Raw genomic sequence first — 25353 nt, forward strand, 5'->3', positions numbered from 1 at the left:
CTAGATTTCGGCGCGCGGGTAACGGCAGACCGTCACGTCGCGCAGGGTGATCTGGTTCATCTCCGGCCCCTCGAAGATCAGGTCCAGCCATGCCTTCTCGATCCGCCTTTCGTTGAGGTCGCTGTAGGCGAGATCGAATTCCACGATGCTTTCGCCACGCTGGAGCGGCAATTCCTGCACCGTGGTTTCAGTGTTCGGACCATGCTTGATGTTCAGGCGGGCAAAGATTTCCAGCGGCTTTTCGACCTCGACGATGGCCGAAACGCGGACGATGTGACGCTTGCTCATGCCGTGGACGGCCTCTGGCGGCATGTCGAGGACAAGCGACAGGAACGACCCGTCGAAGCGAAAGACATCGAGACGCAGACCGAAGGGTGCGAGATCCTCTTCACGCGTGTTGCGAACCTGGCGCAGGGTGAGTTCGCTGATCTCGCAATCGTGGAACAGGGTGACCTCGTCGCCAAGGCTGGTGCGGCTGGCCACGGCCGTCATGCCCTTGCGCCGCAAGGGACCGCGCCAAAGTTGCGGCCGCCAGGACCAGAGTGTGCCGCCGGGGCGGGAAAAGGCGTTGGACCCGATGCGCGGCAAGGCGAGGCGGCTGTCCGCGACGTGGATCAGTTCGGCCAACCGCGCCGAAAGGTCGCGGGCCTGCTGTCGCTGACTGCGCAACGTCTGAAGCTCTGCCATCGGGGCCATGCGGGCGGCACGGGTCCAGCGCCGCAGCACGCGGGCGTGCAGCATCGCCTCGATCACGCTGTCGGTCCTGCGCCCCATGTCGGCCCTTTTTGTCGATGCTTTGGTTCTATCTGGCAAGTTGTTTCCAGAAAGGAAACAAGAGCCTGCGATCAGGCGTCAGTCTGTGGTGCACCATTGGCGGCGCGCAACACCGCCAGCGTCGCATCGAGGAGCGCCCGCGACCGGGATTGCGACAGTGCCACGTCCGACAGCCCCCGCACCGAGATCGTGACCAGCCGTCCGTTGATGTCGGTGAACATGCGCCAGGCCTGCGGCTGGGTGCCGCTGATGCCGGGGGGGCCGGCGTCTTCGGTATAGACGGCGACGGCATTGGGATCGGTCTGGGTCAGGCGCACGGCGACCGGCCCGCCGATGGCAGAGGCCGAGAGCAGCGCCGCCCCTTGCGGCGTGTCCATGAAGGCGCTGAACGCGTCCTCCTGCCCTTGGACAACGGCGCTGTCCACGGCCCCGACCTGGACCGTGATCAGGGCGATGGCCGCGGGATAGGCGTCGCTGTCGTCGGCCGTCATGGCGGCACAGGCCGCCAGCAGGGCAAAGCCTTCGCGCGGTTTCGTGACAACCGGATCGACGCAATACCCTTGCGGCCCCTGCACGTTGACCGCGTTGGCCAGCCGGACCGAGGCGGGCGGCGGACCGGATGGGTTGAGCATCGGTTCGCACGCAGCCAGACCAGCCGCTGCGACAGCCCAGAGGGCAATCCGGCGCAACATGGTCCCTAGAGGTCCATGTAGATGTGTTTTTCGTGCTTGGCCCCGGGATGCGTCACCGCCCCCTGCCGCGCGCCACCGACAAGCTGGGCGTATTTCCACAGCGCGCCCGAGGCGTAGATCGTTTCCCGCGGGCCGGCCCATGCGGCGCGGCGTTTGTCGAATTCCGTGTCGCTGACATTCGCCGACAACTCTCCGGTCAAGGCGTTGATGGTGATGATGTCGCCGTCCTGCAACAGGGCAATGGGACCGCCGCGCGCGGCCTCTGGCCCGACGTGGCCGACGCAGAACCCGCGCGTGGCACCCGAAAAGCGGCCGTCGGTGATGAGAGCGACCTTCTTGCCCATGCCCTGACCGGACAGGGCGGCGGTGGTCGCCAGCATCTCGCGCATGCCCGGGCCGCCGGCGGGGCCTTCGTTGCGGATGACCAGCACCTCGCCTTTCTTGTAGGTGCGCGCCTTGACGGCGGCAAAGGCATCCTCCTCGCATTCGAAAACGCGGGCGGGGCCGGAAAAGACCTGCTGGTCCTCGGTCATGCCGGCGACCTTCACGATGGCCCCTTCGGGGGCCACGTTGCCGCGCAGGCCGACGACACCGCCGGTCTTGGTGATCGGGTTGTCGATAAAGTGGATGGTCTTGCCGTCGGGGTCACGGGTGATCTTGTCGATCTCTTCGCCGATGCTGTAGCCCGAAGCGGTCATGCAATCCTCGTGCATCAGGCCGGCCTTGCGCAGCTCTTTCATCACGACGGGGATGCCGCCGGCGTCATACAGGTCCTTGGCGACCGCCTGACCGCCCGGCTTCATGTCGACGAAATAGGGCGTGTCCTTGAAGATGTCGCAGACGTCCCACAGGTCGAAATCGATCCCGGCTTCGTGCGCCATCGCGGGCAGGTGCAGGCCGGCGTTGGTGGACCCGCCGGTGCAGGCCACGACGCGGGCGGCGTTTTCCAGCGACTTGCGCGTGACGATGTCGCGGGCGCGGATGTTCTGCTCGATCAGGTGCATGACGGCGTGACCCGATGCCACGCCATACTGCCCACGATCCTTGAACGGTGCCGGCATCCCCGAGGAGTTCAGCAGCGCCAGACCGATCGCCTCGCTGACGCAGGCCATCGTGTTGGCAGTGAACTGGCCGCCGCAGGCCCCTTCGGACGGGCAGGCCACCTTTTCGAGGACGGCCAGCTGTTCGTCGGTCATCTCTCCGTTCTGGTAACGGCCCACCGCCTCGAACATGTCCTGCACGGTCAGGTCGCGGCTGGCGAAATCGGCGGGAACATCGGCACCTTCCGGCACCTTGCCCGGCAGGATCGAGCCGCCATACATGAAGACCGACGGCACGTTCAGACGGATCATCGCCATCATCATGCCCGGCAGCGACTTGTCGCAACCGGCAAGGCCGACGAGGGCGTCATAGCCGTGGCCGCGCATCGTCAGTTCGACGGAATCCGCGATGGCCTCGCGCGAAGCAAGAGAAGAGCGCATCCCCTCATGCCCCATCGCGATGCCGTCGGTGACGGTGATCGTGGTGAATTCGCGGGGCGTTCCGTGGGCTTCCTTTACGCCGCTTTTCACGGACTGGGCCTGCCAGTTCAGCGCGATATTGCAGGGTGCGGCCTCGTTCCAGCAGGTGGCGACCCCGACGAAGGGCTGTGCGATGTCTTCCTCGGTCAGGCCCATCGCGTAGTAATAGGACCGGTGCGGCGCGCGCGCGGGGCCTTCGGTGACGTGACGGCTGGGCAGACGGGATTTGTCGGGGCGGTTGGTGGCCATGGATACGGGTCCTTTCGTGTTGGCAATGGTCTAATTTGCGACATGCCCTGACACAAGCCGCAATGCGGGGTCTTGCGATCCCATACCCCGGCGGGCAAGGCTGCATCCTACCCGCAGCCGGAGGCGCGATGCCGTTCCAGACCGCCGCCTTCGCGGCCTTCACAGCGCCCGCCCGAGCCCGACCTGCCCTGTGGCGGCTGATCCTTGGCCTGATGCTAATTGTCGGCATCTATGCGGCGGTGGTCATCGCCGCCTTTTCCTTCGCGCCCTTTTTGCCGAACGACATGGCGTGGCGCGGCACGACGCCCCTGTCGATGAGCCTGATGATGGGCTCCTTCGCCGGGGTCGTCTTTGGCGTCTTCATCGCCGTACGGTTGCTGCACGCCCGTGCACCTGCGACTCTGTTCGGCCCGCCGGCCCGCGTTGTGCGAGACTTCGGACTGGCGCTGGGGGTCTTTGCGGTGGCACAGGGGCTGAACCTGTGCCTGTGGGCCTGGGTCTATGACGCAACGCCGGTGCACGGGCTGGATCATGTCCTGACATGGCTGCCCTGGGCCGTCCTGCTGGTGCTGGTCCAGACGGGTGCCGAAGAGCTGGTCTTTCGCGGCTATATCCTGCAGCAACTGGCGGCGCGGTTCCGCAATCCGGTGATCTGGTTCGCCTGCCCGCCGGTGCTCTTCGCCGCGCTGCACTGGGACCCGGTGACGAACGGTGCGCTGAACGGGCTGGTCGTGGTGATGATCGGCGTCACCGGTCTGGCCTGGGCCGACATCACGCGGATCAGCGGCAGCATCGGTGGCAGCTGGGGCTGGGGCTGGCATTTCGCCAACAACGCCTTTCTGATGATCGTGCTGGGCAACATGGGCCAGATGGATGCCTTTGCCAGCCATGCGACGCCTTACGCGATCACCGACATGCCGTTGCTGCCGGTCATGGCCGATCTGGTCACGCAGATCGCGATCTGGCTGGTGCTGCGCCGTCTGCTGCGGCGCGACGCGCGGAACTGAGATTGCGCGCACAGCGCGGCTGGGTCACACCTGCGCCATGCACCTGCCCGATGCCTATCGTCCGCTTCTGACCTTCCGCCGCGCGGCAGAGCCGTTGACGGACCTGTGGCGCATCGCGCTTGTCTGGATCGGGTTCGAGGCAGGGTTCGCCCTGACGCCGATGTTGGCCACTCCCTTTGTCGGGCCGCAGTGGTCCGACGCAGGGATCGAGGTGCTGAGCTACGCGGGCTTCGGGCTGGACCTGATTGTGCTGCTGGTGCTGGTGCGCCTGCTGCACCGGCGCGGGCTGGGCAGCCTGATCGGCCCGCGCCCGGCCTTCTGGCGCGACCTGCGGCGCAGCCTGATCGCGGTCTGCCTCGTGCTGCTGGTGCAGCAACCTTTCGATCTGGGGCCCGACATCCCCTGGCTGACGCTGGCGCCCGTCGGCGGCTGGTTGGTCTGGCTGATCCCCGCCGCCCTTGCCATCGCGGTGCAGGTCACGACCGAGGAAGTCTATTTCCGGGGCTACCTGACGCAGCAACTTGCGGCGCGCGATCTGCGCAGGCGGGTCTGGCTGGTGGGACCGTCGGTCTATTTCGGGATCAGTCACCTGCTGAACGGCGCGGGGCTGGCCGAGGGCGCGCTCTGGGCGGTCTGGGCCGGACTGCTGGGCGCGGCCTGTGGCGACCTTGTGGCGCGGACCGGCAACCTGGGGGCCGCGATCGGTCTGCATCTGGGCAACAACCTGTTTGCGGCCCTTGTGCTGGGCTACGTCGGCACGCCCGGATTCGGGCTGGCGCTGTTTCTGTTGCCCGCCGACACCTACGTCGAGAACGCGGACGGGCTGGCGGGCCTGCTGTCGCCGATGACCTTTCTGGACCTTGCCTATTCCGCGCTAGGGGTCCTCGTGATGTGGCTGGCGGCGCGCGTCGCGGTCAGGGCTTGATTGCAATCGGATGCGCCCCGGCCTAAATCGGTGCGACAAGATGATAGGTGCCGCGCATGAACTGGATCACGAATTACGTCCGTCCGACGATCAACTCGTTGTTTTCGCGGCGCGAGGTCCCGGACAACCTGTGGACCAAATGCACGGAATGCGGCACGATGCTGTTCCACCGCGAACTGGCGGACAACCTGAACGTCTGCACGAACTGCGGTCATCACATGCCGATCACCGCCCGCGACCGGCTGACGGCGCTGTTCGACGGCGGAGTCTACACCGAGATCAAGGTGCCGGAACCTGTCACCGATCCGCTGCAATTCCGCGACCAGAAGAAATACACCGACCGCCTGAAGGATGCCCGCAAGAAGACCGGAGAGCGTGACGCGATGCTGGTGGCAGAGGGTGACATGGGCCGCACGCCGGTCGTCGCCGCGGTGCAGGACTTCGGCTTCATGGGCGGATCGATGTCGATGTATGTCGGCAACGCCATCGTCGCCGCGGCCGAGCGCGCGGTAGAGATCGGCCGACCGCTGATCCTGTTTTCCGCGGCCGGCGGCGCGCGCATGCAGGAGGGCATCCTGGGCCTGATGCAGATGCCGCGCACCACGATCGCCGTGCAGATGCTGAAGGAAGCGGGCCTGCCCTACATCGTCGTGTTGACCCATCCGACCACGGGCGGCGTCACCGCGTCCTACGCGATGCTGGGCGACGTGCAGATCGCGGAACCGAATGCCCTGATCGGCTTTGCCGGGGCGCGGGTGATCGAACAGACCATCGGTGAAAAATTGCCCGAAGGGTTTCAGCGGGCGGAATACCTGCTGGACCACGGCATGCTGGACCGGGTGACGAAGCGAACGGACCTGAAGGACGAACTGGTCACCATCCTGCGGATGCTGATGCAACTGCCGCCCGCCGTTGCCGGCGACCTGCCGCCGCCGCACATCGACAGCCACGCGATGGACGAGGCAGCCGCACCGGAGGCGCAGGCCAAGGCGTGACCGAAACAGGCCTTGCTCTTGGCTGCCGTGACATGCGGTTTGCGCCGGGCCTGACGCTGGCATGCCGCCGTGGCCGGAGCCTGCGATGACCCTGACTTCCGACGCGATCCTGCAACGGATGATGACCCTGCATCCGAAGGTGATCGACTTGACCCTCGACCGTGTGTGGCAGCTTCTTGGTGCCTTGGGCGATCCGCAGGACCGCCTGCCCCCGGTGATCCATATCGCAGGCACCAACGGCAAGGGCAGCACGCAGGCGATGATCCGCGCGGGGCTGGAGGCGCAGGGCCGCGCAGTCCATGCCTATACCTCGCCTCATCTTGCGCGGTTTCACGAACGTATCCGGCTGGCCGGATCGCTGATCGCCGAGGATGCGCTGGCTGCCCTGCTGGACCGGGTCGAAGCCGCCAACGGCACGGTGCCGATCACCTATTTCGAGATCACGACCGTCGCAGCCCTGCTGGCTTTTGCCGATACCCCGGCAGATTTCACGCTGCTGGAGGTGGGGCTTGGCGGGCGGCTCGATGCGACGAATGTGGTCGCCCGACCTGCGTTGACGATCATCACGCCGGTCGATCTGGACCACCAGAGCTACCTTGGGCACACGCTGCCTTTGATCGCGGCCGAGAAGGCGGGGATCATCAAGCGCGGTGTAACCTGCATCGTCGGCCCGCAACACGATGATTGCCTGGCGGTGATCGAGCGGCAAGCCGCGCGGCTGGGCGCGCCACTGCTTGTGCATGGCCAGCATTGGCACGTGAGCGAGGAACGGGGCGGCCTGATCTATCAGGACGAACGCGGCCTGCTGGACCTGCCCCTGCCCGCCCTGCCCGGCCCGCACCAGATCGGCAATGCCGGCATGGCCATTGCCGCCCTGCGCCACCTTGCGGGCGACGACGCAGAGACCGCCAGCGCCGCGGCCATGACCCGCGTGGCATGGCCGGCGCGGATGCAACGGCTGGATGAGGGCGCGCTGGCGGATCTCGCGCGGCCGGCAGAGCTCTGGCTTGACGGCGGACACAACCCCGCCGCCGGAGCCGTGCTGGCGCAGACGCTGAAGGGCCTGCCGCCGCGCCCGACGCATCTGATCTGCGGCATGTTGAACACGAAGGATATCGCAGGCTATCTCTCGCCGCTGACTGGCGTGGCGGCCAGCCTGACCGCCGTGTCGATCCCCGGCGAGGCGGCGACGATCCCGGCCGAGGAAACAGCCCGCCACGCCGCATCCGTGAGCCTTGCTGCCACGATCGCGCCGGATGTGGAAACCGCGCTGCGCGATCTGTCCGCAAAGGGTCCTGTGCGCGTGCTGATCTGCGGATCGCTGTATCTGGCGGGCCATGTGCTGCGCCTGAACGGCACCGGCGGACCGGTCTGAGCGGAACGCTCTGTTTCGGTGACGTTAACGAAAAGGTAACGTTTGGATTTCACAGCCCGCCGCAATTTTGCTACAATTCGGTCATCATTTGATCGGAATTATTCATGCTTCGCCCGCTTGCCCTGATGACCGCCCTAGCCCCGATGACCGCGACGGCGGCCAACGTGAACTTCTGCTGGCGTGGCGAAGGCGGCTACACCATGACCGGCCGGATGCAGATTCCCGACGCCAAGATGTTCCGGGCCGTCGTGACGGAGGCAGATGTGACCGCATTCAAGATCGCCGGTTACATCGACGGACAGCTTTTGGGGACCTGGGACATGCATCAGGTCGCGCCTGGCACCACATGGCATCTGCGGTTCGATCCGATGGGCATGACATTCCTGACCGGCGGCAGTTTTGCCGGGACACACAGCCAGGGCTGGAACGCCGATGGCAATGTGCAGAACTGCGGCAGTCCGGGTTTCGGATTCAATTCAGGCAACTACGCGCAGGATATCTGCGTCAACGGCACCTATGTCGAAACCAGCAGTATCCACCCTGCGACGCCGTTTCTGGCGACGTTGGACCCCGTCACGCCCGACTGCCGCAACACGATTCCCATGAGCAAGGCACCGATTCGCGAATCAGGGGATTGACTGCGAATCACCCCTCACATTATGGTGAATTCAACTTCGGAGAGAACGGGTGGGCCAACCACCGCATCCCCGGAAAATTTGGCAGAGCAGGAAGGCAGGTTCCCCAGGGCCTGCCTTTTTGCTTGGGCGCGGGGGCCATGACGACCGGGTGAGGGCTCTGCTCCCAGACCCCTGGGATATTATAGACCCGAAGAACGACGGGCCTCCCGCGTCAGGTATCGGCCCATCCGTCGGCCTGCATCTCACGCAGGCGGCTGGCCGTGCGTTCGAATTCGAATGATCCCTCGCCTTCACGGTACAGGTATTCAGGGGCAGCGGCGGCGGTGCAGATCAGCCGCGTCCGCGCTTCATACAGCGCGTCGATCAGGGTCACGAACCGCTTCGCCTCGTTGAAGTTGTCGCGTCCGAGCGAGGGGATGTCTTCCAGGATCAGCACACGCACGGCATCGGCGAGGGCGAGGTAATCCGCCGCCCCCAGCGGTTTGCCGCAAAGGTCGTAAAAGGACGCCCGCGCGACGCCGTTGTGAAACTGCGGCAGGGTCACGTCACGCCCCTTGATCCGCAGGGTCAGCGGTGCGCCCTGACCGTGGCTCAGGTCGTCCCAGACGTCCTTGATCCGCGCGCGGCTGTCGGCGTTGATCGGGGTGAAGTAGGTCGGCGTCCCGGCCAGCCGTCCTTGCCGGTAGTCCACGGCGGCGGCAAGTTCATGGACGACCATCCGGTCCTTCAGCAGGTCGATGAACGGCGCGAAGATCTGCCGGTTGAGCCCGTCCTTGTACAAATCGTCCGGTGGCCGGTTCGACGTGGTGATGACGGTGACACCGGCGGCGAAAAGCGCCTCGAACAGGCGACCGACGATCATCGCGTCGGTGATGTCGCTGATCTGCATCTCGTCGAAGGCGAGCAGGCGGATGTCGGCGACAAGTTTGGCCGCAACGGGCTTGATGGCATCGTCCACGCCGGTCTTGCGGGCCTCGCCGATCTCGGCGTGGACCCACTGCATGAAGGCATGGAAATGCTGGCGCTGCTTGGGCGCGTCGATGGCCGCATAAGCGAGGTCCATCAGCATCGACTTGCCGCGACCGACGCCCCCCCACATGTACAGCCCCCTGGGCGGCGGCGGGGCCTTACGAAACAGGCCCCGCTTCACCGGCTCGGCCAAGGCGGCCTGGATGCGGTCGAGTTCGGGCAGCACGCCTTCCTGTGCGGCGTCGCGGGTCAGGCGGCCGTCGGCAACGGCGGCGTCATAGGCTTGGGTCACGGTCATCATGGGGCATGACTTAGGCGGTGTGTGCGGAATTGACAATTCACGCGGGCCGCCATCTAGCTTTGCCATGCTACAGCGCTCGCCCCTTCTGAATCCCGTCCTGATTGCCGGCTGCGTCATCATCATGACGGGGTTCGCGATCCGCGCATCCTTTGGCGTGTTCCAGATTCCCATCGCCGCAGAGTTCAACTGGCCGCGGGCCGAGTTCAGCCTTGCCATCGCGATCCAGAACCTGGCCTGGGGGTTCGGGCAGCCGTTCTTCGGTGCGATCGCGGAGAAGGTGGGCGACCGCAAGGCAATCATCCTGGGCGCGGTGATGTATGCCGCGGGCCTCGTGCTATCGGCGGGGGCCACCACGCCGCTGGCGGCCCAGATGACCGAGATCCTCGTGGGCTTCGGAATCGCCGGCACCGGCTTTGGCGTCATCCTTGCCGTCGTGGGACGCGCGGCCAGCGACGACAACCGGTCGATGGCGCTCGCCGTGGCGACCGCTGCCGGGTCCGCCGGACAGGTCTTTGGCGCGCCGCTGGCAGAATGGCTTCTGACGCTGATGACGTGGCAAAGCGTGTTCCTTGTGTTCGCGGGCCTGATCCTTTCATCGCTTGCGGTACTGCCGATGATGCGCAGCCCGACCCCCGCATCGCGCGCGGTGCTGGAAGAGAGCATGGGCCATGTCCTGAACCGCGCGATGCGCGATCCGTCGTTCATGCTGATCTTCGTCGGGTTCTTTTCCTGTGGCTACCAGCTCGGCTTCATCACCGCGCACTTTCCCGCCTTCGTGACAGAAATGTGCGGCCCGATCATGGCCGGCGGCATCCTTGCGGGCCTCGGCATCACGACCACCAGCGCGCTGGGGGCCATTGCGATTTCGTTGATCGGGCTGGCAAACATCGGCGGCACCTTGCTGGCGGGCTGGGCGGGCAAGCGGTTCCAGCGCAAATATCTGCTGGCGGGGATCTATGCCGCGCGCACCTTCGTCGCGGCGGCGTTCATCTTGACGCCGATCACGCCTGCAACGGTGATCCTGTTCAGCCTTGCCATGGGCAGCCTGTGGCTGGCGACCGTGCCGCTGACGTCCGGACTTGTCGCGCATCTTTACGGGCTGCGCTACATGGGTACACTCTACGGCATCGTCTTCTTTTCGCACCAGTTGGGCAGCTTCATGGGGGTCTGGCTGGGTGGGCGGCTGTATGACGCCTTTGGCAGCTATACCGCCGTCTGGTGGATCGGTGTCGGTGTCGGGGCGTTCAGCGCCATCGTGCATCTGCCGATCCGCGAACGCACGGCCCCGGCGGCCTTGCCGGCCTGATCGCCCTAGTCCCGCTGCCGCAGGATCGCGACGATCTGTTCCGCGTGCCGCCACGGCAGGCTGTGATCGGCGTCGGTCACCACCTCTTGCACCGTGTTGCGGTTCCATTGGGCCAGCGTGCCAAGCGCCCGCAGAGGGATGATCGGGTCCTGTCCGCCCCAGATCGCCGCGACAGGGACGTCTTCACGCCCCAGCAGGCGGTGGGCGGTCTCTTGCGACTCGGTCAGAAAGTGTCGGCGGCTGGACAGCACGGCCTGGATATAGCCGCGCCGGGTCAGCTCGGCGCGCTGCACCTCTTCCAGCGGTGAAGGGCTGGCGATCTCGCTGGCCAGACGGGACGCGCCAAAGGTGCCGGCCAGCCAGTCGCCCAGCACCGGCAGGCGGCCGGCGGTTCTCCAGAAATCGGGTTCATTAATCTCCATCCCGGCGGAGGCGAGGAGGATGACGCGGCCGACGCGGTGCGGCTGGGCGGCGGCAAAGGCGGCGGCGATGGCCCCGCCCATCGAATAGCCCAGCAAGATCACGTCCTCGTCCAGTTGCTGATCGGTCAACAGATCGTCAAGCTGGCGCAAGAAGAAGGCGGCATTCTGCGGTCCGGGCACGCGGTCCGACAGGCCGCGGCCGTAAAGATCATAGGTCAGGATGCGGTAGCCGAGTAAAGCAAGCCGCCCCGCCAGATCGTCAAAGACCTGCGACGGCGTTGTCAGGCCATGGATCGCGACGATGACCGGCCCACGCACCGGACCGTGCCACCGGATATAGGTTTCGCCCTGCGTCAGGGTCACGACCTTGCCCGGGGCCGCTGCACGGTCGGCCGCGGTGACGGGATGACGCTGTGCCTCTTGGTACTGCGGCACGAGGGCGAGGGCCGCCAATGCGGCGAGGATCAGCGCCCAGATCACGCGGCTGTCCAGACAACGGGGAACCAGTCGGGGCGCAGCCGGTCGCCGGGGGCCATGTCGTGCCCCGGAAAAGGCGGAGAGGTGCGGCCGGGGCGCGCCACCACCCGCGCATCGTCGCCCACGAACCGCAGCGACAGGGCGCGGCGGCGGGTGCTGCCGGTGTTGCCGCGCGCACCGTGGACGGTGCGGAAATCGAACAGGACCGCGTCGCCGGGGTCCATCGGCCATTCCAGCACGCGCATGTCGCCGGGGTCCGCGTCGGGGTCGGGCACCGGTGTCCAATCGTGCGAACCGGCATAGAAGTCGCTGTCGTCGGCCCAACTGACCGGGCGGACCATCCGGTCCCAGCGATGCGACCCGGCGACGAACCGCAAGGAGGCCTCGCGCACGGGGTCCAACGGCATCCACAGGCTGACAGTCTGCGTGCCCGCGACGAGGTAGTAAGGGGAGTCCTGATGCCAGGGCGTGGGTTTGGGCGTGCCGGGTTCCTTGACCAAAACATGGTCGTGGAAAAACTGAGCCGTTTGGCTTTGCATCGCTTCGGCGGCGATCTGCGCAGCAGGGCTGTCGGTCACGACGGACCGGAACGCCGGGATGCGCTGCCAGTTGCAGTAATCGTCAAAGAAGCGCCCCTCGGACACCGCGTTCTCGGACGCGTAGGGGCCGGGTTCTGCCATGTTGGCGGCGATGCCCTCTGCCATCGTGTCGACCCAATCGGCCATCAGGCCCCGGAGCACAACGGCCCCGTCGCGCTGAAAGTCGGCAATTTGCGTGTCAGTCAGCAGCATCGGTCACAGCCCTCAGAATGTAGTCGGCGGTCATCAGATCGAGATGCGCGCCGCCACCGTTCTTGAACAGGGTGATTTCGTCAGGGTCATGGCGCCGGAATGACGACAGGTCATAATAGTCGGCCTTGACGTGATCCGACGGGATCACGCCCGCATCGAGCGGGGCCTTCAATTCGCCGATATGCGCCATCGTGGTGTGGCGATTGTCGACGAAGACGCGGGCGCGCTTGATCGCGGTGTCGTCGGCCTCGCGCATGTCGGGGCGGTAGGCCCCGATCAGGTCGATGTGCTGGCCGGGTTGCAGCCAGTCCCCCTTGATGATCGGGTCGGTGGACATGGTGGCGCAGGTCACGATGTCCGCGGCGCGCACGGCGGATTCGAGGTCTTGGGCAAGACGAACCTGCGGGTAGTCGGCCACGAAAGCCTCTGCCCCCTTGGGCGACCGGTTCCAGACCGTGAATTGCGCGTCCGGGAAGGCCGCGCCGTAGGCGGCCAGCAGGCTGCGGCCTACGGTCCCCGCACCGACGATCAGAATGTTGCGACTGTCCGGGCGTGCAAGGTGCCGCGCCGCCAGCAGGCTGTCACCGGCGGTCTTCCACTTCGTCACCAGCGCGAAATCAAGGATCGCGGTCAGCGATCCGTCGTCGTCGGAAATCAGGTTCACGGCACCGCCGACCATCGGCTTGCCCTTGGCCGGATTGCCGGGGAACACCGTCGCGGCCTTGACCAGCACGCCCAGCCCCGCGATCCAGGCAGATCGGTTCAGCAGCGTGTTGTCACCTTGGTAAAGGAAGACGTCCTCTACCTTGGCCGGCGGCAGGTCGTGGCCGGCGGCAAGCGCGTCGGTCAGCGCAAGCCAGTCGAGGTGGCGTTCGGCGGCGAAGGGGATCTGCTGGGTCATTGCGCTTGCTCCGGTGTCAGAAGACCTTCGGCCACCAGACGGTCGGCAAAGGCGGTGGGTCCGTCGAACAGATGGGTCTGCCAACCACGTGCATTGGCCGCGCGGATGTTGTCGATACGGTCGTCTGTGAACAACAGATTGCCGGGGGCCATGCCACAGTCGTCCTCCAGCATCTGGTAGATCGCGACGTCGGGCTTGATGACGCCCATGTGGCCGGAAATGTAGCGACGATCGAATTCGTGCAAGAAATCATAGCGTCCTTCGGCAATCTCGAAGGTCTGGATACCGAAATTGGACAAGGCAAAGCAGGGCACGTCGTTCGCCCGCAAGGCCCGCAGGAGCCGGACGGCGTGCGGGATTGCGGGGCTGGCCATGTCGGCCCAGTTGTCGTGCCACATCATGATCTCGGCGTGGAAGTCGGGGTTCAGTGCCGCGAAGGCCGTCACGGCGTCGTGGAAATGATCGCCACGGTCCACGCCGTCATTCATGCCGTGCAGGTCGAGGGCTGCGAACATCGCGCGACGGCGCGCCTCGCCCACGGTCGCGTCGTAGAAGCGTTCGGGCTGCCATTCGATCAGCACGTTGCCGATGTCGAAGACGACGGCCTTGATGGCGGCGGTCACGGGCATGGTCTATCCTTTTGCGGCGCGGAGCGCGCGTTCGAGTGCGTCGAGAAAGCGGGAGCGGTCGGCCTTGGAATACGGCCGGCCGCCGCCTTGGCGGAACGGGTCGGCGGCGCGCATGTCGGCCATCAGGTCGCGGGTGGCGAGGATGTTGCCGATGTTCGCGGGCGTCAGGACTTCGCCATTGTGCTTCAGCACTTGTGCGCCGTTTTCGACGCAGCGGGCGGCCAGCGGGATGTCGCCGGTAATGACGACATCCCCCGGCCCCGCGCGGTCCGCGATCCACATGTCGGCGACATCCGGGCCGTCCGGGACCACGATGGTTTCGATCAGCGGATTGGGCGACGGGCGGATGCCGCCGTTCGACACGACGAAGGTGCGGACCTTGTGGCGGGTCGCCACGCGCTCCACCTCTGCCTTGACCGGGCAGGCGTCGGCATCGACGTAGATCACCTGCGACCCTCTGCCCAAACGATCATGCGTAAAGCGCCTGCGCGTGAAAATCGACATGCTCTTCCATGAAGTTCGAGATGAAGAAATAGCTGTGATCGTAGCCTTTTTGCAGCCGCACCTGTGCGTCCTGACGGCGGACGGCACAGGCCGCGGCGAAATCGCCGGTGTTCAGCAGGTCGTAGAACTGGTCGTCGGTGCCTTGGTCGACCAGCACCGGGCCATCGAAGCCTTTCGACTGCATCAACAGCGTCGCGTCATGGCCGGTCCAGTCGGCATCCGCGCCAAGGTAGCCGGTGAACTGCTTGCGCCCCCAGTCCGATGCGGAGGGGTGGCAGATCGGCGAGAAGGCCGAGACGGAGCGGAAGCGGTTCGGATGCTTCATCGCGAGCGTCAATGCGCCGTGGCCGCCCATCGAGTGGCCCGTGATGGCCTGCCGGTCCATGTCGAGCGGGAACTCGGCGGCCAGCAGGTCGGTCAGGTCCTTCGTGAGGTAGGATTCCATCCGGAAGTGGGGCGACCACGGTGCCTCGGTCGCGTCGATGTAGAACCCGGCCCCCTGCCCCATGTCATAGGCCTCGTCGTTGGCGACACCTTCGCCGCGCGGCGAGGTGTCGGGAAACACGAGACCGATGCCCTGTGCGGCGCACCATTGCTGCGCGCCCGCCTTGGTCATCGCATTGTCGTGGGTGCAGGTCAGGCCGGACAGAAACCACAACAGCGGGACGGGGCCGGTTGCAGCCTCCTCCGGCAAGAACAGGGCAAAGGTCATGTCGGTGCCGGTGGCGTCGCTGGTGTGGGTGTAGACACCCTGGGTGCCTCCAAAGCTGCGGTTTTCGGATTTGATGTCCATGACGCGGTCCTCTTTGCTGGTTGCGAAATGGCTAACCCAGTCAGCCGCGGCTGTGAACCCCGCCTTAATAGCGTTGCACGACCAGGGCGATGACGCCCGAGACCGTCAGGATGCTGAGGGCGGTCGACACCAGGATCGCCGCCGACACCCGCTGCGGTGCGACGCGGTAATGCTGTGCCAGCATGTAGACGTTCCCCGCGACAGGCAGGGCGGCCGCCGCAATCATCACACCAGCCGCGTAGGGGTCCACGTCAAAGACCATCAGCGCAAAGAAGGCGACGGCCGCTGGGTGCAGCGCCAGTTTGCAGGTGGACAGCCAGACGGCGACCGACAGGCGTTCGGCGGATTTGGACGCGAGACTGGCCCCGATGGCGAAAAGGGCGCCGGGCGTGGCCGCGCCACCCAGGATGGTGACGAAGTCATTCAGCGGCTTCGGAATCGGCAGCGCCAGTGCCGAGACGGTCAGGCCCAGCACGATGGAGACGATCATCGGGTTCTTCAACAGGCCCATGCCGACGGTCTTCAATACGCCCATGTGGACGCGCCCGTCGCGGCTGCCGGTGATCAGAATGACGATCAGCGATCCGAAGACGATCAGGTCCACGGACAAAACCATCATGTTGGGGCCGATCGCCTCTGGCCCCAGCAACAGCGTCAGCATCGGGATGCCAAGGAATCCGACGTTGCCGATGACGGCGACCTGCGCCTCGACCGCGGCCTCGGCGATGGACAGGCGGCGGATCATCGCGACGACGGTGGCGACGATGTAGATGGCACCCGTGCCGCAGAGGTAGGCCAGGACGAACTGCCAGTCGAAGACCTCTGACAGGGTCAGGTTCGCGGAAAAGCGGAACAGCAGGGCCGACAGGGCGAAATAGAAAATGAACTTCGTCAGGTAGGCCGTTGCTTCTTCGGAAAAGAACCCGGTGCGCCCTGCGATGTAGCCAAGCCCGATGATCGCGAAGAACGGCAGCGTCTGCAGAAAGATCGCCAGCACGTCAGTCGAAGGCCCCGGTCACGCGTCCCAGAACCATGAACGCCCGGGCGGAACGGGTGTCGGCCAGCGCGGCAATCTCCTCGTCCGAGGCGTCAGGTTCGAAATTGACAAGGCCCTTGTCGAAAAGCCGCAGAAAGTGGTGCGCCGCATCGCGAAAGATCGTATCTTCGCGCATCCGTCCGGCCGACAATGCCAATGAGCTGCGGTCGCGGATACCGCCCAGCGCCGCCATCGACCGCCCCCGCTCGCCCATCGCGAAGCGACGCCAGATCTCGGGTCGGGCGCGGTCGGGCGCGAGATCGTCCATGTAGATGCCGTCCTGCGACAGCAGCGTCAGCACGTCCTGCGCCGCCTGCACGAGCTGGCGGGCATTGCGGTCCTTCAAGGCCCGGCGCAGCGCGTCGAAACCCGGCATGTCCTTGTCGTTATCCGGAAAATTCAGCGCGCGGATGAAATCGGTGCGCGCCAGTGGCGGAGCCATATCCTCGGCTTGCGTGCCAAGGGCCAGTCGCGGCTGATCGTCCACTGGCACATGGCTGACAGAGGTGATCGACAGCTTCGTCCTTGCGGTCACATCGCGCGAGGTCGTGAAGGTCGCAAGGGTCGATTCCGTCTTGCGGGCGGTCTGCGCGACCTCGTTCAGCTTTGCCGCGACCGTCGGGGCGGCGGTGTTGTTCTTGCGATCGCTGACATAGGCCGCGCGCAGCGCATCGACAGCCGCCTGAAGCCGCATCGATTCATCGTGCAGCACGCGCGTCGTGCGGGCGGCGGTTGCAGCGACCCAGAACATCGCGACCGGCAGGAAAACCGTCATCACCAGCACGAGCGCCTGCAGCGCACCCGCACCTTCGGGGGCGGGCGGCATGTAAAAGATGAAGATGCCAACCAGCACGATCCAAAGTGCACCCATGCCGATCGCCAGCATCTCGACCGTCGACAGCCCGGTATCGTTGACGAACAGTGGTTTGCGCTGGCCGTCGGCCATGACTGTGATCGCCTTCTACTTGAATTCGATCTGCGTGATCTCGTAGGCCTTGTCGCCACCGGGGGTGCGGACCTCGACGCTGTCGCCGGCATCCTTGCCGATCAGGGCACGGGCCAGCGGCGACTTCATGTTCAGAAGACCCCGTTCGATATCGGCCTCGTATTCGCCGACGATCTGGAACACCTTCTTCTCGTCGGTATCCTCGTCCACCAGATGCACGGTCGCGCCGAACTTCACCGTGCCGGACATCCGGGCCGGGTTGATGACCTCGGCCAGCGACAGCACGCCCTCCAACTCCTTCACGCGGCCTTCGATGAAGGACTGCTTTTCCTTGGCGGAGTGATACTCGGCATTCTCGGACAGGTCGCCATGTTCGCGCGCTTCGGAAATGGCGCGGATGATGGCAGGGCGTTCGACGGATTTCAGGTGCTTGAGTTCGTCGTCGAGCTTCTTGTGGCCGGCTGCGGTCAGCGGGATCTTTTCCATGGCAAGGGGGCCCTTTGGCGGCAGGTTTCATCAATCGGATGTTCATACCGTATTGAGGCAGTGCAAAGTCAAGCGCAAGTGGCGGTTGCCTTAGGCGGCGCGGACCGCCCGCAGCGTTGCAGGAAGGTCCTGCCACCGTGCCACGTCGCGGGCCGTGGCCCCGATGGCCGCGACAGCCCCGTGACGCAGCGCCGGAAACAGCGCAAGAAGCTCCGCAAGCTCGGGCCCTTGCATCATCGCGAGCGCATGCTTGCCGGGATAGAAGCTTTCGGTCCAGAGACCGTTCGACAGGATGATCTGATGCGCGTCGAACATTAGGTGGATATAGCGGATTTGCCGCGCACCGCGCGCAATGCGGACCCGACCGCCGGACATGCGGGCCAGATGGGTCGCGCGGACCAGCGTTTCGCGGGCGGCGTTCTGCAACAGGACACCGTGCTGCGGCGACACCAGAAGCGGGCGGTCATTGCCGAAGGCCCCGGCCGAGATCCGCACGGGTGCAAGGTTCGGGTTCAGTGTCAGTTCCGCCCGACCCAGATCGCGCCTCCCGATCCAGGCGATCGGCTGCGGGCCATTATCGCGGGTGACGACGCGGTCGCCCACGGCCAGATCGTCGATGCGGCGTTCGCCCTGCGGAGTCAGGATCATTGTGCCTTGGGTGAAGCAGGGGATCCCCGCGCGATACCTCTGTTGTACCGTAGCCATTTGCGCGGGGGTGACACCTTGCAGCACGACGCTTTCGCCTTCGGGAAAGATCAGGCGGGCGTTCCCTGCCCCATCGTCGATGACCATCACGTTCAAGGCCGTGACCGGATCGCCTGACGGCGTGCGCAGGTCGCTGACGTCAAGCTGGTCGTTGTAGAATCCGTCGCCGTTTGCGTCGCCCAAATCGAAATCAAGGATGCGGTCATGGCCGCCCGCACGGGCGAAGGCGAAGGTATCGTTGCCGACACCTCCGGTCAGCCGGTCGTCGCCGCCCCCTCCAGCCAGCCGGTCGTTCCCCGTCCCGCCGAAAATGGTGTCCTGCCCGGAACCGCCGAACACGACGTCGTTGCCGGCCTCGGCCGAAATGGCGTCGTTGCCGTCGTTGCCGAAGATCAGGTCGCCGGTTGTGGTAATCCGGTCGCCCTGCCCATCGGTATAGCCAAGGCTCATCGTCTCGCCCGTGCCGGCACCGTCCACGGGGGCCTTGAAGTCGCCGGCGATCCGGGTGGCCTGCATGTCGCCCGCGGCGTCGCCGGTATTGCTGAAGACCGAGGTCAGTTGCAGAGACCGGATCGGTGCCGCGGTCAACGCGGCCTGATCGGCGTTGTTCGTGATCTCGGGGGCGAGGTAAGTCCGCCCGGTCACATCCTGAAAGACGGTTGCCGTGACCGTCGCCGTGCTGCCATCCAGATAGGTGATCGTGGCGTTGTAGGTCGCCACGGCATCAAAATTCTGCAACGCGCCGCCATTGATGCGGAAGCTGTCGTGGCCGCCGATGTTGTCGACGTCGTAAGTGTCGTTGGCGTCCTCGTTCAGATCACCGGCAGCCAATGTCTTGATACTGTCGTAAAGCGGGGCAACGGCGGTGCCATATGACCCCAGAATTCCGGCAGCGTTTTCCGAAACCTCCTCGTTGTGGCTCTGGCTGTCGATGATCGACAACTGGCCAAGATAAATGACTTCGAACATCGTGGGCACAGGGGATTCTCTTGTCTCGGTGTTATGCGGTCTCGCCGGTCGGGCCAGTCAGACATCGCGCAAAATCGTGAACATTGCGGCGTGAGGGGGGCGGAAAATTGCCGTGAACTTCAATCAATTCCTCGACATCCAGAGGGCGATCCGGATTTAACGTGGTGTCGCGATTGCCCAGACGGCGGCGGTCCTGTAACCCCTTGCAGAACATTATTGCGGGACCTTTCAGGGGATCAGGATCATGGCCGACGCGCAACGCGAAGCAATTGAATACGACATCGTCATCGTGGGTGCGGGCCCTGCCGGCCTGTCGGCGGCAATCCGGCTGAAACAGCTTGACGCGGACCTGTCGGTCGTCGTGCTGGAAAAGGGGTCAGAGGTCGGGGCGCACATCCTGTCGGGTGCGGTGCTGGACACCTGTGGGCTGGACCGCCTGTTGCCGGACTGGAAAGAGCGCGGCGCGCCAATCACCGTGCCGGTGAAAGAGGACAACTTCTATCTGCTAGGCGAGTCCGGCAAGATCCGCATCCCGAATTTTCCCATGCCGCCGCTGATGAACAACCACGGCAACTACATCGTCAGCATGGGCAATGTCTGCCGCTGGATGGCCGAACAGGCCGAAGCCCTGGGAGTCGAGATCTTTCCCGGCATGTCCTGTTCGGAGCTGGTCTGGGGCGAGGATGGTCGCGTCGCCGGTGTCGTCGCCGGTGAATTTGGCCGCAACGCCGACGGCACCGAAGGGTCGGGCTACGAACCGGGGATGGAGTTGCTGGGCAAGTATGTCTTCCTGTCGGAAGGCGTGCGCGGGTCGTTGTCCAAGCAGGTGATCGCGAAATACGATCTTGCCAAGGATTCAGAGCCGCAGAAATACGGCCTTGGCATGAAGGAGATTTGGGAGATCGACCCGGCCAAGCACAAGCCCGGCACCGTGACGCATACGATGGGCTGGCCACTGGGCAAGAACGCCGGCGGCGGGTCTTTCATCTATCACCTTGACAACAATCAGGTCTATGTCGGTTTCGTCGTCCACCTGAACTACAAGAATCCCTATATTTTCCCTTACATGGAATTTCAGCGGTTCAAGCATCATCCGATGGTGGCGGAGCTGTTGCAGGGCGGCAAGCGGACTGCCTACGGCGCGCGGGCGATTTCCGAAGGCGGCTATCAGTCGATCCCGCAGACGGCCTTTCCCGGCGGCGCGCTGCTGGGCTGTTCCGCAGGCCTCGTGAACGTGCCGCGGATCAAGGGCAATCACAACGCCATGCTGTCCGGCATCCACGCGGCAGAGGCGGCCCATGACGCAATCAAGGCCGGACGCGCGGGCGACACATTGACCGATTACGACACGGCGTTGAAATCCGGCCCGGTTGGGAAGGACCTCAAGAAGGTCCGCAACGTCAAGCCGCTCTGGTCGAAATACGGGCTGTTCCCGTCGCTCGCGGTCGGTGGGTTCGACATGTGGACCAATACGCTTGGTTTCTCGCTTCTCGGTACGTTGAAGCATGGCAAGTCCGATGCAGAGGCGACGGAGAAGGCCAGCAAGCACAAGCCCATCGACTATCCCAAGCCGGACGGCAAGCTGTCGTTCGACCGGCTGACCAACGTGGCCTTCAGCTTTACCAATCACGAGGAAAGCCAGCCGTCGCACCTCAAGCTGATCGACCCGTCCATCCCGGTGAAAGTGAACCTGCCGGAATACGCGGGGCCGTCCGCGCGCTATTGCCCCGCCGGGGTTTATGAATTCGTCGGAACCGGCGACGACACGCGGTTCCAGATCAATTTCCAGAACTGCGTGCATTGCAAGACCTGCGACATCAAGGACCCCAGCAAGAACATCGTCTGGACGGTCCCGCAGGGCGGCGACGGGCCGAACTACCCCAATATGTAGCCCGGCAGCAGGTTGGCGGGCGGGCGAAGGTTCGCCCGTTCAAGCGCCTGTGAGGGTCATGCGATTGCGCCCGCCAGCCTGCACGCCTAGGCTATGCTGCAACACAGCAGACAGGCGCACCCACACGTGAAACGACTTATCTCGACCGGCATTTTCGTCGCGACGCTTCTGGGTGCAGACACGGCGCTGGCCCAGACCGCGGCGGACCCGAACGCCGGGGCCTATCTTGCCGCGCGGAATGCCGCGGCGCTCAACGATTTCGGTGCGGCAGCGACCTATTTCGACGAGGCATTGACCCGCGATCCCCTGAACCCCGCGCTGCTGGAAAACCTGGCCATCGCTTATCTGGCCCTGGGGGACATCGCCCGCGCGGTGCCTGTCGCGCAGGACATGCGTACCGCCGGCCTCGACAGCCAGGTCGCCAACCTGATCCTTGTCACAGACGCTGTGGCGCAGGGGGCCTGGGATCAGATCATCGCGGATTTCGACGCCGGTCTTGTGGTCAGTCCCTTGTTCGACGGTCTGGTGCTGGCCTGGGCGCGGCTTGGTCAAGGCGACATGACCGCCGCACTGGCGGGCTTTGACGCCGTGATCGCGACGGACGGCATGGCGACCTACGGCCTGTTCCACAAGGCGCTCGCGCTGGCTTCGGTCGGGGATTACGAAGGGGCCGATGCGATCCTTGCCGACACGGAACAGGGTGCGCAGGATTTCGGACCGCGCGCGGCGATTGCCCATGTGCAGGTTCTGTCGCAACTGAGGCGCCACGCCGATGCGGCGGCCGTGCTTTCGACCGCCTTCGGCGACACACTGGACCCGACCATCGTGTCCCTGACCGAGCGTGTCGCCGCGAAAGAGACGCTGCCCTTCGACGTCGTGACCAGTCCCCGACAGGGCGTGGCCGAGGTAGCCTTCATGATCGCGAGCCTGCTGTCGACCGAAGCACGCGACGACTACACCCTGCAATACGCCCGCGTCGCGCAGTTTCTGGCACCCGCCAGCACCGACGCAGCCCTGCTGACGGCAGCCCTGTTGCAGAACATGGGCCGTCACGATCTGGCAGCCGCGGCCTTTGCCAGCGTGCCGCAGGACGACCCCAGCTTTGTGAACGCCGAACTGGGCCGCATCGACACCCTGCGCCTGTCCGGCGACGCGGCGGTTGCGGCAGAGGTCGCGCAGGCCCTTGCGCGTACGCGACCCGACCTGCCCTTCGTGCAGGCGCGTCTGGGTGACGTGCTACGCGATAACGACGACCTGCCCGGCGCACTGGCCGCCTATGGCCGGGCGCTTGACCTTTATCCCGCCACCGATCCGAACCGCTGGGTCGTCCATTACACCCGCGCCATCGTCGCGCACGAAATGGACGACTGGCCGCAGGCGGAAGCGGATTTTCGCGCCGCCTTGGCGCTGAACCCGGATCAGGCGCAGGTGCTGAACTACCTCGGTTACTCGCTGGTCGAACGCGGAGAGAAGCTGGACGAGGCGCTTGGCATGATCGAACGGGCCGTGGTGGATCAACCGGAAAGCGGTGCCATCGTGGATTCGCTGGGCTGGGTCTATTTCCAGCTTGGGCGCTACGAGGATGCGGTCGATCCGCTGGAACGCGCCGCCTCTCTCGAGGCGACGGACCCCATCGTGAACGATCATCTGGGCGATGCCTACTGGGCCGTGGGTCGCGCGCGGGAAGCGCAGTTCCAGTGGCAGCGCGCCCTGTCGTTCGACCCGGAGCCGGATCTGGCCGCACGCATCCGCGATAAGCTGGCGCGCGGGTTGGATGCGGTTCGCAGCGACGAGGGTCTGGCCCCCACGCGCGTCGCGACCGGTCAATGACGCGGCTGACGTCAACCGCCCCGGCCAAGGTCAATCTGACGTTGCATGTCACGGGCCAGCGCAGCGACGGCTATCACCTGCTGGATTCACTGGTCGTCTTCGTCGATGTCGGCGACCGGTTGACCGTGATTCCCGCGCCGGACATCCGGCTGACGGTTGGCGGACCCTTTGCGCTTGGCGTGCCGGTGGACGACCGCAACCTCGTGCTGCGGGCTGCGCGGGCGCTGGCCGAATTGCGCGGCGTCGACCGGGGGGCGGCCCTGAATCTGGACAAGCATCTGCCTCATGCGGCGGGTCTGGGCGGCGGATCGTCTGACGCCGCCGAGACTTTGCGCCTGCTCTCCCGGTTCTGGGAGGTGGCCCCCCTGCCCGCCGATCACCCTGCCGTGGTGGCGCTTGGGGCCGATGTCCCGGTGTGCCTGTCGGGCCCCGCACCGTTGCACATGCAAGGGATCGGCGACGATGTCTTTGCCCCGCCCGCCCTGCCCGACTGCGCACTGGTGCTGGTGAACCCGAAGGTCGACACGCCAACGCCAGAGGTTTTCAAGGCGCTGACTCGGAAGGACAATCCGGCGATGGACAGGGTCCCTGTCGGGGCCGACCTCGACACCTTCGCCGCCTGGCTGGACCGGCAGCGCAACGACCTGCTGCCACCGGCGCGCCAGATCGCGCCGCAGATCGACCGCGTGCTGGATCGGCTGCGCCTGCTGCCGGCAATCAAGGCCGTCGGTCTGTCAGGGTCGGGTGCGACCTGCTGGGCGCTGGTGAACGACATGGCCGCGGCGCGCCAGGCCGCGCGCGCGGTTCAGGTGGCCGAGATGGGTTGGTGGGTCGCCCCCGCCGCCGTGCTGCGCGGCTAGACCAGCCGGGCCACCACGTAGTCGGCCAGATCGGTCAGCATCGCCTTGATCTCATGCTCTGGCAAGGGCGCCAGCGCATCCTTTGCCCGCTCTGCCCAGATCAAAGCGTCGTCGCGTGTGCTGTCGAGGGTGCCGTATCGGTCCAGCAAGGCGCGCGCCTTTTCCAGATCGCCAGGTTCCTGCACCCGCTTTTCCAGGGTCCGGGTCCAGAAGACGCGGTCATTCGTGTCACCGGCGGCGATGGCCCTGATCACGGGCATGGTCAGTTTGCCTTCGCGAAAGTCGTCGCCGACGTTCTTGCCGATGTCCGCATCACCCTGCCAGTCCAGCAGGTCGTCGACGATCTGAAAGGCGATGCCCAGCGCGTCGCCATAGGTATGCAGCGCCTTCACCTGATCTTCGGGCGCGCCTGCGATCACACCACCGACTTCCGTCGCCGCGGAAAACAGCGCCGCCGTCTTGCCGCGCACGACCTGAAGATAGGTCGCTTCCGTGGTGGCGATGTTGCGGGCGGCAGTCAGTTGCAGCACCTCGCCTTCGGCAATAGTGGCGGCGGCGTTGGCCAGGATGTCGAGCACGCGCAGGCTGCCGGTTTCGACCATGAGCTGAAAGCTGCGGGCAAAGAGGTAGTCGCCCACCAGAACAGACGATGTGTTGTCCCACAGCAGGTTCGCGGTAGGTCGCCCCCGTCGCTTGTCGCTTTCGTCCACCACGTCGTCATGCAGCAGGGTCGCAGTGTGAATGAATTCCACCGTCGCCGCCAGATGCACGTGATACGGACCTTCATATCCGCAAAGCCGCGCGGCGGCGAGCGTCAGCATCGGCCGCAGCCGCTTGCCACCGGCCCCGACCAGATGCGCCGTCACTTCGGGGATGCGGGGGGCGTTCTCGGATGCCATGCGGGCGGCGATCATGTCGTTCACCGCGACCATGTCGTCGGCCAGCGCAGCGGCCAGACGTTCGTGGGGTTTCGTGGCGGCAAGGTCGAGGCTCATGGCAATTCCAGCGGCTGATGGACAGGGCCGCACAGGCGGCATAGGTAACGCTCCATGAAAGAACTGCTTCGCACCAACGACCCGACGGTCATCGCCCTCGCCACCGCTCTTCTGGACGCCGAGGATATAGCCTGCTTTCGGTTTGACGTAAACATGAGCGTCCTCGACGGAAGCCTCGGCATTTTGCCGCAACGGATCATGGTTGCGGACAGTGACCTGTTCATGGCGCGCGCCGTGATGCGCGACGCCGAGATCGACGTGTCGACCTGACCGGTCGCGCGGCGTGCGTCATATCGTGACACGGCGAAAGATTGCCGCACGATCGTCAACGACTTGGCAATAATTTCACCTCAGCATGAATGGGCTA

Annotated in this window: 25 protein-coding genes; 10 read left to right on the plus strand and 15 right to left on the minus strand. The window is 65.3% G+C overall.

Annotated elements, in window-relative coordinates; genetic code table 11:
• The 3 genes from ACOI1H_RS07965 to ilvD form a co-directional block, all read right to left on the minus strand.
• Positions 1 to 774 (minus strand): DUF6478 family protein, encoded by a 774-nt coding sequence (locus ACOI1H_RS07965; RefSeq protein ID WP_422436475.1) that lies wholly within the window; start codon positions 772 to 774, stop codon positions 1 to 3.
• 71 nt (positions 775 to 845) lie between these two features.
• Positions 846 to 1406 carry a dihydroxy-acid dehydratase gene (locus ACOI1H_RS07970; protein WP_422436476.1) on the minus strand — a complete coding sequence of 187 codons (561 nt, stop codon included), beginning with the start codon at positions 1404 to 1406 and terminating at the stop codon, positions 846 to 848.
• A 65-nt stretch (positions 1407 to 1471) separates the two neighbouring features.
• Positions 1472 to 3235 (minus strand): dihydroxy-acid dehydratase, encoded by a 1764-nt coding sequence (gene ilvD / locus ACOI1H_RS07975; protein ID WP_422436478.1) that lies wholly within the window; start codon positions 3233 to 3235, stop codon positions 1472 to 1474.
• A 128-nt stretch (positions 3236 to 3363) separates the two neighbouring features.
• On the opposite strand from ilvD, the gene ACOI1H_RS07980 reads away from it, so the two are divergent.
• From ACOI1H_RS07980 to ACOI1H_RS08000, 5 genes are all read left to right on the plus strand, one after another.
• Positions 3364 to 4242 carry a type II CAAX prenyl endopeptidase Rce1 family protein gene (locus ACOI1H_RS07980; RefSeq protein ID WP_422436480.1) on the plus strand — a complete coding sequence of 293 codons (879 nt, stop codon included), beginning with the start codon at positions 3364 to 3366 and terminating at the stop codon, positions 4240 to 4242.
• Between the two features lie 37 nt (positions 4243 to 4279).
• A complete protein-coding gene (locus ACOI1H_RS07985) occupies positions 4280 to 5167 on the plus strand; it encodes a CPBP family intramembrane glutamic endopeptidase (RefSeq protein WP_422436481.1) in 888 nt (295 codons plus the stop codon).
• A gap of 56 nt (positions 5168 to 5223) precedes the next feature.
• On the plus strand, positions 5224 to 6162 hold the full coding sequence (gene accD / locus ACOI1H_RS07990) for an acetyl-CoA carboxylase, carboxyltransferase subunit beta (protein ID WP_422436483.1): 939 nt from the start codon (positions 5224 to 5226) through the stop codon (positions 6160 to 6162).
• A gap of 85 nt (positions 6163 to 6247) precedes the next feature.
• Positions 6248 to 7537: a bifunctional folylpolyglutamate synthase/dihydrofolate synthase gene (locus ACOI1H_RS07995; protein WP_422436484.1), complete on the plus strand. Its 1290-nt coding sequence runs from the start codon at positions 6248 to 6250 to the stop codon at positions 7535 to 7537.
• Between the two features lie 104 nt (positions 7538 to 7641).
• Entirely contained in the window at positions 7642 to 8175 is a 534-nt protein-coding gene (locus ACOI1H_RS08000; protein WP_422436485.1) for a hypothetical protein, read from the plus strand.
• 211 nt (positions 8176 to 8386) lie between these two features.
• Here ACOI1H_RS08000 and zapE read toward each other — a convergent pair whose 3' ends face one another.
• Positions 8387 to 9442 carry a cell division protein ZapE gene (zapE, locus tag ACOI1H_RS08005; protein ID WP_422436512.1) on the minus strand — a complete coding sequence of 352 codons (1056 nt, stop codon included), beginning with the start codon at positions 9440 to 9442 and terminating at the stop codon, positions 8387 to 8389.
• Between the two features lie 67 nt (positions 9443 to 9509).
• Here zapE and ACOI1H_RS08010 point away from each other — a divergent pair, with 67 nt between their 5' ends.
• Positions 9510 to 10751 (plus strand): MFS transporter, encoded by a 1242-nt coding sequence (locus tag ACOI1H_RS08010; protein ID WP_422436486.1) that lies wholly within the window; start codon positions 9510 to 9512, stop codon positions 10749 to 10751.
• Between the two features lie 5 nt (positions 10752 to 10756).
• Here the strand turns inward: ACOI1H_RS08010 and ACOI1H_RS08015 are convergent, their stop codons facing one another.
• From ACOI1H_RS08015 to ACOI1H_RS08060, 10 genes are all read right to left on the minus strand, one after another.
• Positions 10757 to 11653, minus strand: coding sequence for an alpha/beta fold hydrolase (locus ACOI1H_RS08015; RefSeq protein ID WP_422436488.1), 897 nt, complete (start codon positions 11651 to 11653; stop codon positions 10757 to 10759).
• On the minus strand, positions 11650 to 12441 hold the full coding sequence (locus tag ACOI1H_RS08020) for a phytanoyl-CoA dioxygenase family protein (protein WP_422436489.1): 792 nt from the start codon (positions 12439 to 12441) through the stop codon (positions 11650 to 11652). Before ACOI1H_RS08020 ends, ACOI1H_RS08015 begins: the two co-directional genes overlap by 4 nt.
• Entirely contained in the window at positions 12428 to 13342 is a 915-nt protein-coding gene (locus ACOI1H_RS08025) for an ornithine cyclodeaminase family protein (RefSeq protein WP_422436490.1), read from the minus strand. The genes ACOI1H_RS08020 and ACOI1H_RS08025 overlap by 14 nt, the downstream gene beginning before the upstream one ends.
• A complete protein-coding gene (locus tag ACOI1H_RS08030; protein WP_422436492.1) occupies positions 13339 to 13971 on the minus strand; it encodes an HAD family hydrolase in 633 nt (210 codons plus the stop codon). Before ACOI1H_RS08030 ends, ACOI1H_RS08025 begins: the two co-directional genes overlap by 4 nt.
• Before the next feature lie 3 nt (positions 13972 to 13974).
• The gene (locus ACOI1H_RS08035; protein ID WP_422436494.1) at positions 13975 to 14475 is read right to left on the minus strand and encodes a YaiI/YqxD family protein; all 501 of its coding nucleotides are present in this window, start codon (positions 14473 to 14475) and stop codon (positions 13975 to 13977) included.
• Positions 14441 to 15268 carry an S-formylglutathione hydrolase gene (gene fghA / locus ACOI1H_RS08040; RefSeq protein WP_422436495.1) on the minus strand — a complete coding sequence of 276 codons (828 nt, stop codon included), beginning with the start codon at positions 15266 to 15268 and terminating at the stop codon, positions 14441 to 14443. Before fghA ends, ACOI1H_RS08035 begins: the two co-directional genes overlap by 35 nt.
• 64 nt (positions 15269 to 15332) lie before the next feature.
• The gene (locus ACOI1H_RS08045; RefSeq protein ID WP_422436497.1) at positions 15333 to 16265 is read right to left on the minus strand and encodes an AEC family transporter; all 933 of its coding nucleotides are present in this window, start codon (positions 16263 to 16265) and stop codon (positions 15333 to 15335) included.
• 1 nt (position 16266) lies between these two features.
• Positions 16267 to 17250: a hypothetical protein gene (locus tag ACOI1H_RS08050; protein WP_422436498.1), complete on the minus strand. Its 984-nt coding sequence runs from the start codon at positions 17248 to 17250 to the stop codon at positions 16267 to 16269.
• Between the two features lie 15 nt (positions 17251 to 17265).
• Complete coding sequence (gene greA / locus ACOI1H_RS08055; protein WP_422436500.1) at positions 17266 to 17736, minus strand: transcription elongation factor GreA; 471 nt, start codon at positions 17734 to 17736, stop codon at positions 17266 to 17268.
• 90 nt (positions 17737 to 17826) lie between these two features.
• Positions 17827 to 19410 carry a Hint domain-containing protein gene (locus ACOI1H_RS08060; RefSeq protein WP_422436513.1) on the minus strand — a complete coding sequence of 528 codons (1584 nt, stop codon included), beginning with the start codon at positions 19408 to 19410 and terminating at the stop codon, positions 17827 to 17829.
• A 244-nt stretch (positions 19411 to 19654) separates the two neighbouring features.
• On the opposite strand from ACOI1H_RS08060, the gene ACOI1H_RS08065 reads away from it, so the two are divergent.
• From ACOI1H_RS08065 to ACOI1H_RS08075, 3 genes are all read left to right on the plus strand, one after another.
• Complete coding sequence (locus tag ACOI1H_RS08065; RefSeq protein WP_422436501.1) at positions 19655 to 21301, plus strand: electron transfer flavoprotein-ubiquinone oxidoreductase; 1647 nt, start codon at positions 19655 to 19657, stop codon at positions 21299 to 21301.
• Between the two features lie 126 nt (positions 21302 to 21427).
• On the plus strand, positions 21428 to 23131 hold the full coding sequence (locus ACOI1H_RS08070) for a tetratricopeptide repeat protein (protein WP_422436503.1): 1704 nt from the start codon (positions 21428 to 21430) through the stop codon (positions 23129 to 23131).
• Complete coding sequence (locus tag ACOI1H_RS08075; RefSeq protein ID WP_422436504.1) at positions 23128 to 23991, plus strand: 4-(cytidine 5'-diphospho)-2-C-methyl-D-erythritol kinase; 864 nt, start codon at positions 23128 to 23130, stop codon at positions 23989 to 23991. Before ACOI1H_RS08070 ends, ACOI1H_RS08075 begins: the two co-directional genes overlap by 4 nt.
• Here the strand turns inward: ACOI1H_RS08075 and ACOI1H_RS08080 are convergent.
• Positions 23988 to 24986, minus strand: coding sequence for a polyprenyl synthetase family protein (locus ACOI1H_RS08080; protein ID WP_422436506.1), 999 nt, complete (start codon positions 24984 to 24986; stop codon positions 23988 to 23990). The two genes, ACOI1H_RS08075 and ACOI1H_RS08080, sit on opposite strands and share 4 nt — an antisense overlap.
• 54 nt (positions 24987 to 25040) lie before the next feature.
• Between ACOI1H_RS08080 and ACOI1H_RS08085 the strand changes: the two genes are divergently transcribed.
• Positions 25041 to 25256, plus strand: a complete 216-nt coding sequence (locus ACOI1H_RS08085) for a DUF2007 domain-containing protein (RefSeq protein ID WP_422436507.1) — start codon at positions 25041 to 25043, stop codon at positions 25254 to 25256.
• Positions 25257 to 25353 lie beyond the last annotated feature (97 nt).

Source organism: Loktanella sp. DJP18, from assembly GCF_049310965.1.
Classification (GTDB): Bacteria; Pseudomonadota; Alphaproteobacteria; order Rhodobacterales; family Rhodobacteraceae; genus Loktanella.

What these genes read in the sequence shown, in the direction of transcription:
- ACOI1H_RS07965 (WP_422436475.1), bottom strand. Translation starts at nt 774, where the DNA reads ATGGGGCGCAGGACCGACAGCGTGATCGAGGCGATGCTGCACGCCCGC.
- ACOI1H_RS07970 (WP_422436476.1), bottom strand. Translation starts at nt 1,406, where the DNA reads ATGCTCAACCCATCCGGTCCGCCGCCCGCCTCGGTCCGGCTGGCCAAC.
- ilvD (WP_422436478.1), bottom strand. Translation starts at nt 3,235, where the DNA reads ATGGCCACCAACCGCCCCGACAAATCCCGTCTGCCCAGCCGTCACGTC.
- ACOI1H_RS07980 (WP_422436480.1), top strand. Translation starts at nt 3,364, where the DNA reads ATGCCGTTCCAGACCGCCGCCTTCGCGGCCTTCACAGCGCCCGCCCGA.
- ACOI1H_RS07985 (WP_422436481.1), top strand. Translation starts at nt 4,280, where the DNA reads ATGCACCTGCCCGATGCCTATCGTCCGCTTCTGACCTTCCGCCGCGCG.
- accD (WP_422436483.1), top strand. Translation starts at nt 5,224, where the DNA reads ATGAACTGGATCACGAATTACGTCCGTCCGACGATCAACTCGTTGTTT.
- ACOI1H_RS07995 (WP_422436484.1), top strand. Translation starts at nt 6,248, where the DNA reads ATGACCCTGACTTCCGACGCGATCCTGCAACGGATGATGACCCTGCAT.
- ACOI1H_RS08000 (WP_422436485.1), top strand. Translation starts at nt 7,642, where the DNA reads ATGCTTCGCCCGCTTGCCCTGATGACCGCCCTAGCCCCGATGACCGCG.
- zapE (WP_422436512.1), bottom strand. Translation starts at nt 9,442, where the DNA reads ATGACCGTGACCCAAGCCTATGACGCCGCCGTTGCCGACGGCCGCCTG.
- ACOI1H_RS08010 (WP_422436486.1), top strand. Translation starts at nt 9,510, where the DNA reads ATGCTACAGCGCTCGCCCCTTCTGAATCCCGTCCTGATTGCCGGCTGC.
- ACOI1H_RS08020 (WP_422436489.1), bottom strand. Translation starts at nt 12,441, where the DNA reads ATGCTGCTGACTGACACGCAAATTGCCGACTTTCAGCGCGACGGGGCC.
- ACOI1H_RS08025 (WP_422436490.1), bottom strand. Translation starts at nt 13,342, where the DNA reads ATGACCCAGCAGATCCCCTTCGCCGCCGAACGCCACCTCGACTGGCTT.
- ACOI1H_RS08030 (WP_422436492.1), bottom strand. Translation starts at nt 13,971, where the DNA reads ATGCCCGTGACCGCCGCCATCAAGGCCGTCGTCTTCGACATCGGCAAC.
- ACOI1H_RS08035 (WP_422436494.1), bottom strand. Translation starts at nt 14,475, where the DNA reads ATGTCGATTTTCACGCGCAGGCGCTTTACGCATGATCGTTTGGGCAGA.
- fghA (WP_422436495.1), bottom strand. Translation starts at nt 15,268, where the DNA reads ATGGACATCAAATCCGAAAACCGCAGCTTTGGAGGCACCCAGGGTGTC.
- ACOI1H_RS08050 (WP_422436498.1), bottom strand. Translation starts at nt 17,250, where the DNA reads ATGGCCGACGGCCAGCGCAAACCACTGTTCGTCAACGATACCGGGCTG.
- greA (WP_422436500.1), bottom strand. Translation starts at nt 17,736, where the DNA reads ATGGAAAAGATCCCGCTGACCGCAGCCGGCCACAAGAAGCTCGACGAC.
- ACOI1H_RS08060 (WP_422436513.1), bottom strand. Translation starts at nt 19,410, where the DNA reads ATGTTCGAAGTCATTTATCTTGGCCAGTTGTCGATCATCGACAGCCAG.
- ACOI1H_RS08065 (WP_422436501.1), top strand. Translation starts at nt 19,655, where the DNA reads ATGGCCGACGCGCAACGCGAAGCAATTGAATACGACATCGTCATCGTG.
- ACOI1H_RS08075 (WP_422436504.1), top strand. Translation starts at nt 23,128, where the DNA reads ATGACGCGGCTGACGTCAACCGCCCCGGCCAAGGTCAATCTGACGTTG.
- ACOI1H_RS08080 (WP_422436506.1), bottom strand. Translation starts at nt 24,986, where the DNA reads ATGAGCCTCGACCTTGCCGCCACGAAACCCCACGAACGTCTGGCCGCT.
- ACOI1H_RS08085 (WP_422436507.1), top strand. Translation starts at nt 25,041, where the DNA reads ATGAAAGAACTGCTTCGCACCAACGACCCGACGGTCATCGCCCTCGCC.